Here is a 506-nt window from a genome sequence, read left to right as displayed (position 1 = left end):
CCCGCAGCCGGAGCGTCCGGTGGACCAGCCGTTCCTGATGCCGATCGAGGACGTGTTCTCGATCTCGGGCCGCGGCACGGTGGTGACGGGTCGCGTCGAGCGCGGCATCGTGAAGGTCGGCGAGGAAGTGGAGATCGTGGGTCTGCGCGACACGCAGAAGACGACGGTCACGGGCGTGGAGATGTTCCGCAAGCTGCTCGATCAGGGCCAGGCGGGCGACAACGTGGGCGTGCTTTTGCGCGGCACGAAGCGCGAGGACGTGGAGCGCGGCCAGGTGCTGTGCAAGCCGGGCTCGATCAAGCCGCACACGAAGTTCAAGGCCGAGGCCTACATCCTGACCAAGGAAGAGGGCGGGCGTCATACGCCGTTCTTCGGCAACTACCGTCCGCAGTTCTACTTCCGCACGACGGACGTGACCGGCGTGGTGACGCTGCCTGAGGGCACCGAGATGGTGATGCCGGGCGACAACATCACCATGGAAGTGACGCTGATTGCGCCGATCGCCA

The 506-nt window shown here is 66.0% G+C and carries 1 protein-coding gene; it reads left to right on the top strand.

The window, feature by feature from the left end; genetic code table 11:
- On the top strand, positions 1-506 hold a 506-nt coding region (locus ACYVOK_RS35880; RefSeq protein ID WP_460667078.1), incomplete at both ends, for an EF-Tu C-terminal domain-related protein.

It is taken from the genome of Kribbella swartbergensis (assembly GCF_054784135.1).
The sequence above is the reverse complement of the archived record's forward strand: the minus strand, read 5'-3'. Positions and strand labels throughout refer to the sequence as shown.